This window comes from Haemophilus parainfluenzae (assembly GCF_900450995.1).
Lineage (GTDB): Bacteria > Pseudomonadota > Gammaproteobacteria > Enterobacterales > Pasteurellaceae > Haemophilus_D > Haemophilus_D parainfluenzae_O.
Genome location: NZ_UGHY01000002.1, coordinates 1224729 through 1232500 on the forward strand (window position 1 = coordinate 1224729; position 7772 = coordinate 1232500).

Annotated in this window: 7 protein-coding genes, 1 tRNA gene and 1 rRNA gene (1 of these 9 only partly in view); 7 read left to right on the top strand and 2 right to left on the bottom strand. The window is 39.9% G+C overall.

The genetic code is table 11. From position 1 onward, the window contains the following. Window positions 1-29 precede the first annotated feature (29 nt). Window positions 30-124, bottom strand: a tRNA-Sec gene (locus tag DX522_RS06275). A 72-nt stretch (window positions 125-196) separates the two neighbouring features. Here DX522_RS06275 and selA point away from each other — a divergent pair. From selA to DX522_RS06290, 3 genes are read left to right on the top strand one after another with little or no spacing between them, the layout of a single operon-like run. Next, a complete protein-coding gene (selA, locus tag DX522_RS06280; protein ID WP_115180187.1) occupies window positions 197-1579 on the top strand; it encodes an L-seryl-tRNA(Sec) selenium transferase in 1383 nt (460 codons plus the stop codon). After that, on the top strand, window positions 1576-3435 hold the full coding sequence (gene selB, locus DX522_RS06285) for a selenocysteine-specific translation elongation factor (RefSeq protein WP_115180188.1): 1860 nt from the start codon (window positions 1576-1578) through the stop codon (window positions 3433-3435). Before selA ends, selB begins: the two co-directional genes overlap by 4 nt. 7 nt (window positions 3436-3442) lie before the next feature. Next, window positions 3443-4345, top strand: a complete 903-nt coding sequence (locus DX522_RS06290; RefSeq protein ID WP_115180189.1) for an RsiV family protein — start codon at window positions 3443-3445, stop codon at window positions 4343-4345. Between the two features lie 28 nt (window positions 4346-4373). Here the strand turns inward: DX522_RS06290 and tusA are convergent, their stop codons facing one another. Beyond that, a complete protein-coding gene (gene tusA / locus DX522_RS06295) occupies window positions 4374-4613 on the bottom strand; it encodes a sulfurtransferase TusA (protein WP_115180190.1) in 240 nt (79 codons plus the stop codon). A 116-nt stretch (window positions 4614-4729) separates the two neighbouring features. On the opposite strand from tusA, the gene DX522_RS06300 reads away from it, so the two are divergent. From DX522_RS06300 to DX522_RS06315, 4 genes are all read left to right on the top strand, one after another. Then, on the top strand, window positions 4730-5341 hold the full coding sequence (locus tag DX522_RS06300; protein ID WP_115180191.1) for a YigZ family protein: 612 nt from the start codon (window positions 4730-4732) through the stop codon (window positions 5339-5341). A gap of 10 nt (window positions 5342-5351) precedes the next feature. Next, window positions 5352-6815: a TrkH family potassium uptake protein gene (locus DX522_RS06305; RefSeq protein WP_262054174.1), complete on the top strand. Its 1464-nt coding sequence runs from the start codon at window positions 5352-5354 to the stop codon at window positions 6813-6815. After that, complete coding sequence (hemG, locus tag DX522_RS06310; RefSeq protein ID WP_115180192.1) at window positions 6815-7321, top strand: menaquinone-dependent protoporphyrinogen IX dehydrogenase; 507 nt, start codon at window positions 6815-6817, stop codon at window positions 7319-7321. Before DX522_RS06305 ends, hemG begins: the two co-directional genes overlap by 1 nt. 340 nt (window positions 7322-7661) lie before the next feature. Next, a 16S ribosomal RNA gene (locus DX522_RS06315) occupies window positions 7662-7772 on the top strand (it continues 1429 nt past the right edge of the window).

Genomic DNA, 7772 nt, shown 5'->3' on the forward strand with positions numbered 1-7772 from the left:
AGAGAGAAATATTCGTTTGAAGAAAAAAGTGGCGGAAGGTCATGGGAGTTGAACCCACCCGGGAACGCTGGCGTCCCCAACAGGATTTGAAGTCCTGCCACCTCACCGGAGATGATGACCTTCCGTTATTGAAATTACGGTTACTTTAGCGTAAATTAGTTTGCAATTCAATGCCATTTTGAAATAGGAATTAAAAATGACCGCACTTTTCCAACAACTTCCTTCTGTAGATAAATTTTTAAAAACACCAGAAGGTGAAATGCTTTTAACTGAATTTGGTCATTCAGCTGTCGTGCGTGAATTACGCCAATTATTGTCTGATGGGCGCGAGTTTATCAAACAGCATCAACATTTACCGCACTTTTTTGCCGATCATTTGAATACATTGCATTATTTACAAGAGCGATTGACTCAACAAAATCATGTGCAAATTAAATCAGTCCATAATTTAACCGGCACAGTATTACACACAAATTTAGGGCGAGCATTGTGGGCTGAAAGTGCACAACAGGCAGCGCTTCATGCGATGAAAGGTAATGTTGCGTTAGAATATGATTTGGAAGAAGGCAAACGCAGTCATCGGGATAATTATATTAGTGAACTACTTGCACAACTCACAGGTGCAGAAGCTGCTTGTATCGTTAACAACAATGCTGCAGCTGTACTCTTGATGTTGGCCACCTTTGCTAAAGATAGAGAAGTCATTATTTCTCGTGGTGAGTTAATTGAAATCGGTGGCGCATTTCGCATTCCAGATATTATGGCTCAAGCAGGCTGTAAACTTGTTGAAGTGGGAACAACAAACCGAACACATTTGAAAGATTATCGTCAAGCAATCAATGAAAATACCGCTTTCTTAATGAAAGTACATTGCAGTAACTATCATATTAGTGGATTTACCGCTTCGGTTTCAGAACAAGAGTTGGTTGAGCTAGGACGAGAATTTGATATTCCAGTGATTACGGATCTTGGTAGTGGAGCATTAATTGATCTAAGCCAATATGATTTACCGAATGAGCCAACGGTGCAAGAAAAAGTCGCACAGGGCGTAAACTTGGTGTCATTCTCGGGCGATAAATTATTGGGTGGAACACAAGCCGGTATTATCGTCGGTAAAAAAGAGTGGATTGCTCAGTTACAAGCTCATCCATTAAAGCGCGTATTACGTTGCGATAAAGTGATTTTAGCTGGGCTTGAGGCAACATTACGCCTTTATCTTCAACCTGAAAAACTTATTGAGACGTTGCCAACTTTGCATTTGCTCACCCAATCAATGGATGTATTAAAAGAAAAAGCTGAACAACTTAAAGCCTGTTTAGCAAACCGCTTAAAAGATTACCAGGTTGAGATTGAAGAAAGTGTTGCTCAGATTGGGAGTGGTTCTCAACCGATGGCGACGATTCCTTCTCTCGCGGTGACGATTGCTGAAAAAACAGAGGTAAAATTGACCGCACTTTTAGCAGTATTCAAAGCGTTAGAACAACCAATAATCGGTCGTGTTGAGAAAGGAAAAATTTGGTTAGATTTACGTAGCATGGCTGACTTTAAGGCATTATTAGATACGGTGGAAAAATTATGATCATAGTAACATCAGGGCACGTCGATCATGGTAAAACAGCCCTTTTAAAAGCACTGACAGGTACGAATACTGCTCATTTGCCGGAAGAAAAAAAACGTGGCATGACTATTGATTTGGGGTATGCCTATTTGCCTTTAAAAGAGAAAGTACTCGGGTTTATTGATGTGCCTGGCCATGAAAAGTTTCTCGCCAATATGTTGGCGGGGCTTGGTGGTGTTCATTATGCGATGCTCATTGTTGCTGCAGATGAAGGGATTGCCGCACAAACTAAAGAACACTTAGCGATTTTGCGTCAGCTTCAATTTACTGAAATCATGGTAGTGATTACCAAGGCTGACCGAGCAACAGATGAGCAAATCGAGGTATTAAAAACACAAATTCAGACGGATTATCCATTCTTAGCTGAATCTCATTATTTTATTACATCGGCACAAACAGGCTTAGGGATTGATGCGTTACGCGATTATTTAGCCAATTTACCTGAATTAGCTGAAATAGATAAACCGTTCCGTTACGCCATCGACCGTGTTTTTAGCGTGAAAGGGGCGGGGACAGTGGTAACCGGGACAGCATTTGCGGGAACGGTGGCCATTGATGATGAACTCTTCCTTTCTACGGGACAAAAGGTTCGCGTAAAAAATATTCATGCTCAGAATACACCGAGCGAAAAAGGTTTGGCTGGTCAACGCTTAGCGCTCAATTTAAACGTTGATTTAGATCGTACTCCAATGCAGCGCGGCGATTGGTTGTTAGCCTCAGAACCACTTGAGCCGACCGATCGTATTACCATTGAAATTACACCTGAAGTGAATTTGAAAGACAGTCAGCCAGTGCACATTTATCATGCGGCAAGCCGTACGACGGGTAAGCTCACCTTGCTTGAAAGCAAAAATGCAATGAAAAATGACCGCACTTTGGCAGAAGTTATTTTAGAACAGCCATTATTTTTAGCTTTTGGGGATAAATTAATTTTACGTAGTGGTGATGCGAAAGTGTTAATTGGTGGTGCCAAGGTACTCGAAATTCATTCACCAAAACGTTATAAGCGCACAGAGGCTCGTCTAGCGTTCTTGGCTAAACTTAATCAGGCTCAAACTGCCACACAACGCATCGGATTGACCTTACAAAAAGAGGCGATTGCAGCTCAAGCTTTAATGTGGAGTGAGCAACTAACCGAAAATCAGCTGGCTGAAGCATTAGCCAAGAATGGCGATATCCGTTTCCAAAATTGGTGTTTTAATCGCAATTATCAACGTGAAAAAACGCAGCAAATTTTGACCGCACTTGCTACCTATCATGAGCAACATAATGATCAGCTAGGTTTGAGTAAGGCCCGCTTATACCGTATTGCGACACTAAACCAACCGGAAAATCTGATTTATCATTTTATTGAAGAAATGCTTGATGAAGGCCAATTGCAGCAGACTCGTGGCTGGTTGCATTTGCCTTCACACAAAATTCAATTTTCAGCCGAAGAGCAAAGCTTATGGCAAGCGGTGTTAGCTGAATTTGAGAAAGCGCATGGTCAAGCCATTTGGGTGCGTGATATGGCAACAGCCTTGGCGCAAGATGAAAGTGTGATGCGTAACTTTATGTATAAAGCTGGTAAATTGGGCTATCTCACCCCAATTGTAAAAGATCGATTTTTCCTGACTGAGAGCATTTATGCTTATGCTCGCTTAATTAAGCAAATGGCAGGCGAAGAAGGTAAAGTTGCCGTAAATGAATTACGTGATAAACTAAACTTTGGCCGAAAACTGACAGTACAATTAATGGAATATTTTGACCGTACCGGCTTTTTACGCCGCAAAGGCAATGACCATATTTTACGTGATAAAGATACATTTGATTTATAGGTAATACATGAAAAAGACACTGATTTCAGCCTTAATTTTAACCGCACTTTTTGCGGTAACAGGCTGTGAAGATAAAGAAACGAAGACAACCATTGAGCAACAAACACAGACAATTGCACAACTAACGGCAGAAAATACGCAATTAAAAGCTGAAAAAGAAAAGGCGGAGAAGGTTATTCCAGCAATTATTGCTCAAGATGATGTGATTTTTGATAAAGAGGAAACCATCAAATATCCTAAATCGCCCAAAGAAGATGAATATGTGCCTGTAGAAGGTAAACTTCATTACAGCATTTCTACACTAAAAACGAATATTGAATGGTTAGATACACTACTTTTAGAACAAATTTCCAAAAATGCTGACGGTAAACCAAGAAGCCGCGAGCAGCTTATAGCAGATTACCAGAAAGCATATGATGAAGCTAAGAAAGAGATGTTGGAATCCCCAATAATTGGTGTTGATGAAACCTTAGATTTAGCATTTAGTCATCAAAGGGGTAAGCTTGCTGTATTTTTAATAAATTATTACAGCTATAGCGGTGGCGCTCATGGCGTTGGGGGGGGCCACTATCTTAATATTGATTTAGAAACAAAAAAACTACTTTCATTTGATGATGTGTTTAAACCGAACCAACAAGCCAAATTAAAAGAATTGCTTTGGGAACGTTACACTCGATATGGCGAGGTAAAAGATGAGGAAGTATTTACTTCAAAAGACGCTTTTGAAGTAACCGATAATTTCTATTTAGATCATGACGGTATTCATTTTGTGTATAACGTGTATGAAATTGCGTCTTATGCAGATGGACCACAGGAGTTGGTGATTGAGTGGTGGAATGCCTCTGCGTTATTGAAGCCTGAATTTCTTCAGAAACAGTATTATCCCGTTTCGAGTAATACGGCAGAATAACAAAGTGCGGCCAATAATGGCCGCATTTTTATTGGCCTTTTTTCACCCAGTATTTAAAAGGAGTATCTTTGGTTTCACTCGCTAAAAGGGTATGTTCCATAAATTGGCAGAAACTGGGAATATCGCGAGTCGTGGCAGGGTCGTCCGCCAAAATAAGCAGCACTTCACCTTCATTCATGTGGCGAATGTTTTTTCTCACGAGCATCACGGGTTCAGGACAACGTAAACCAACGGTATCAAGGATTTTATCGACAGTCATTTCAGTCATTGTTATTCATCAGTTTTATTGAAATTGAGCTACATCATACAATAATTATGGGGAAATTTCGATAAATCCGCTATCAATGATAAACTACGCAACAAATTCATTTGAATAATTATTTCATGGCTGAATACCTTATCCCAAAAAGTGCGGTTGTTTTTGAAGAAGAAATTAAGAAAAGTCGATTTATCACGTATTTGCAATATACGGAAGGACTTGAGCAAGCCAAAGCTTTTTGGGCAGAAATTAAATCGCAGCACCCTAATGCCCGCCATCATTGTTGGGCAGCAGTGGCAGGCAAGCCAACGGATTCGCAACAATTAGGCTTTTCCGATGACGGTGAACCTGCAGGAACCGCAGGAAAACCGATGCTATCGGCTTTGCAAGGTAGCCAAGTTGGTGAAATTAGTGCTGTTGTTGTTCGTTATTATGGTGGCATTTTATTAGGCACTGGCGGTTTAGTTCGTGCTTATGGAAATGGTGTGCAGCAAGCTTTAAAATTATTAGAAACTGAACGAAAAGTAGAACGTCAGTTATTCCAAGTTCATTGTGATTATGCACAATTAAATTGGATCCAAATTTTATGTGAACAACATCAAATTGAAATTTATCAGCAAGATTTTCAAGTGCAGATTACATTGCAGTTAGGCATTAGTGAAGATCAAATTAAACCTTTTGAACAAGCATTAATTGAGCGTTCGGCAGGAACGTTGAAATTAGAAGAAATGAATTAAGCGAGATATTGTGCATATTTTATCCATTATTCGGATTATCGGTATTTTGATTATGTGCTTTTCCGGCACGATGCTGATTCCAGCCTTTGTGGCGCTGATTTATGGCGATGGCGGCGGTAAAGCGTTTATGCAAGCTTTTGCATTGAGCTTAACCGTGGGCATGTTGCTTTGGTGGCCTTGTCATCACCACAAACAAGAATTGCGATCTCGTGATGGTTTCTTAATTGTGGTGGCATTTTGGTTCGTTCTGGGCGGGCTAGCAACCTTGCCATTACTATTATTTGATTCACCTCATTTAACAGTTGCTTCTGCCGTATTTGAGGCGTTTTCCGGGTTAACAACCACGGGCGCCACAGTCATGACTGGGTTAGATAATTTACCGAAAGCCATTCTGTTTTACCGTCAATTTTTACAATGGTTAGGCGGCATGGGGATCATCGTACTTGCGATTGCAATTATTCCTTTATTGGGTATTGGTGGAATGCAGTTATACCGAGCTGAAATGTCTGGTCCAATGAAAGATCAGAAAATTCAGCCACGGATAGCAGAAACGGCAAAGGCATTGTGGTTTGTTTATTTCTTTTTAACCATGTCTTGTACCTTGGCTTATTGGCTAGCAGGTATGACGCCGTTTGATGCACTTACACATAGTTTCTCGACGGTATCCATTGGCGGCTTTTCTACGCACGATGCCAGTATCGGCTATTTTAATAGCTCGGCGATTAATTTTATCACGGTTATTTTCTTGTGGATTTCGGCTTGTAACTTCGCATTGCACTTCAGAGCATTTTCGACTTTAGGACGAGAAAATATTTTGAAGATTTACACAAAAGATCCAGAATTCCGCTTCTTTATGAGTATTCAAATCTTGCTTATTGTTGCTTGTACATTGGTGATGATTAGCCACCAATATTTTGATTCCTCATGGCAGGATTTTGAGCAAGTCGTATTCCAAGCCGTATCAATTTCAACCACAACAGGCTACACCACATCGAATTTCGCTGAGTGGCCTTCTTTTGTGCCGATGTTATTAATTATTGCCTCTTTTATTGGTGGCTGTGCGGGCTCAGTCGGTGGCGGTTTGCGTGTTGCACGGATTTTAGTGTTATATCTTCAAGGAGCAAGAGAACTGAAACGATTTGTACATCCTAATTTAGTGTATCCAATTAAATGGGGTAAAAATGTCCTTGATGAACGAGTGATTGGGAGTATTTGGGCCTTTTTCTCAGCGTATCTATTGGTATTCACTATTTGTTTATTAAGTGTGATTGCATGTGGTGTCGAACCTTTTGATGCCTTTAATGCGGTATTAGCAAGTATTAATAACCTTGGACCAGGATTAGGTTCAGTAAGCAGTAATATGACAGCGATGCCAGATAGTGCTAAATGGGTACTAACCATAGCGATGGTATGTGGTCGTTTAGAAATTTTCACATTATTGGCACTCTTCACACCGGCGTTTTGGAAGGCATAATGAAAACATTAATTTTATATTCAAGTCATGATGGACAAACTAAAAAGATTGCTGAGTTTATGGCTCAGCATCTTGAAGGAGAAGTGGTGGTTTCACCGTTAATGGAGGAGCAGGATCTTCAATTTTTTGAGCGGGTGATTATTGGAGCATCCATTCGCTATGGTCATTTTAATAAACAGTTATACCATTTTGTTGAACACCATCATGAATTGCTGAATGCAAAAAGTGCGGTCTTTTTTGGCGTAAATTTAACAGCGAGAAAAGAAGGGAAAGATACGCCAGAGGGAAATGTCTATGTTCGTAAGTTTCTTCAACGCATAAAATGGATTCCTGCAAAAGTAGGCGTATTTGCAGGCGCATTGCTATATCCACGTTATAAATGGATTGATCGAGTCATGATTCAATTGATTATGAAAATTACAGGTGGCGAAACGGATACGACCAAAGAAATTGAATATACCGATTGGGGAAAAGTAAAGGCATTTGCAGAAAGTCTGAATTCGTAGGATAAAACACACATAAAAATTGTGTTTTTTAGACGATTTGATTAAAAGATCTTCAAGTAATAAAAAATTTACATTTTTTTACAAAAAGATCTTGCAAAGGCATCTGAAATGCCTATAATACGCCCCACACAACGACGCGCTGTTGTGAAGCTTTAGAAAAACCAGTGCGTCGTTCTTTTTTGCTCTTTAACAATATATCAGACAATCTGTGTGGGCACTTGTTGATTGACTTGTTTTAAAAATATTTTTAATTTTGAAGTCTTAATAGGTGCTAACTAGAAATTCATAATACTTTTTAAGTAGTGACATTTTATGTCAGCAGTATTGAGCGATTGAACTTGAATTGAAGAGTTTGATCATGGCTCAGATTGAACGCTGGCGGCAGGCTTAACACATGCAAGTCGAACGGTAACATAAAGAAGCTTGCTTCTTTGATGACGAGTGGCGGACG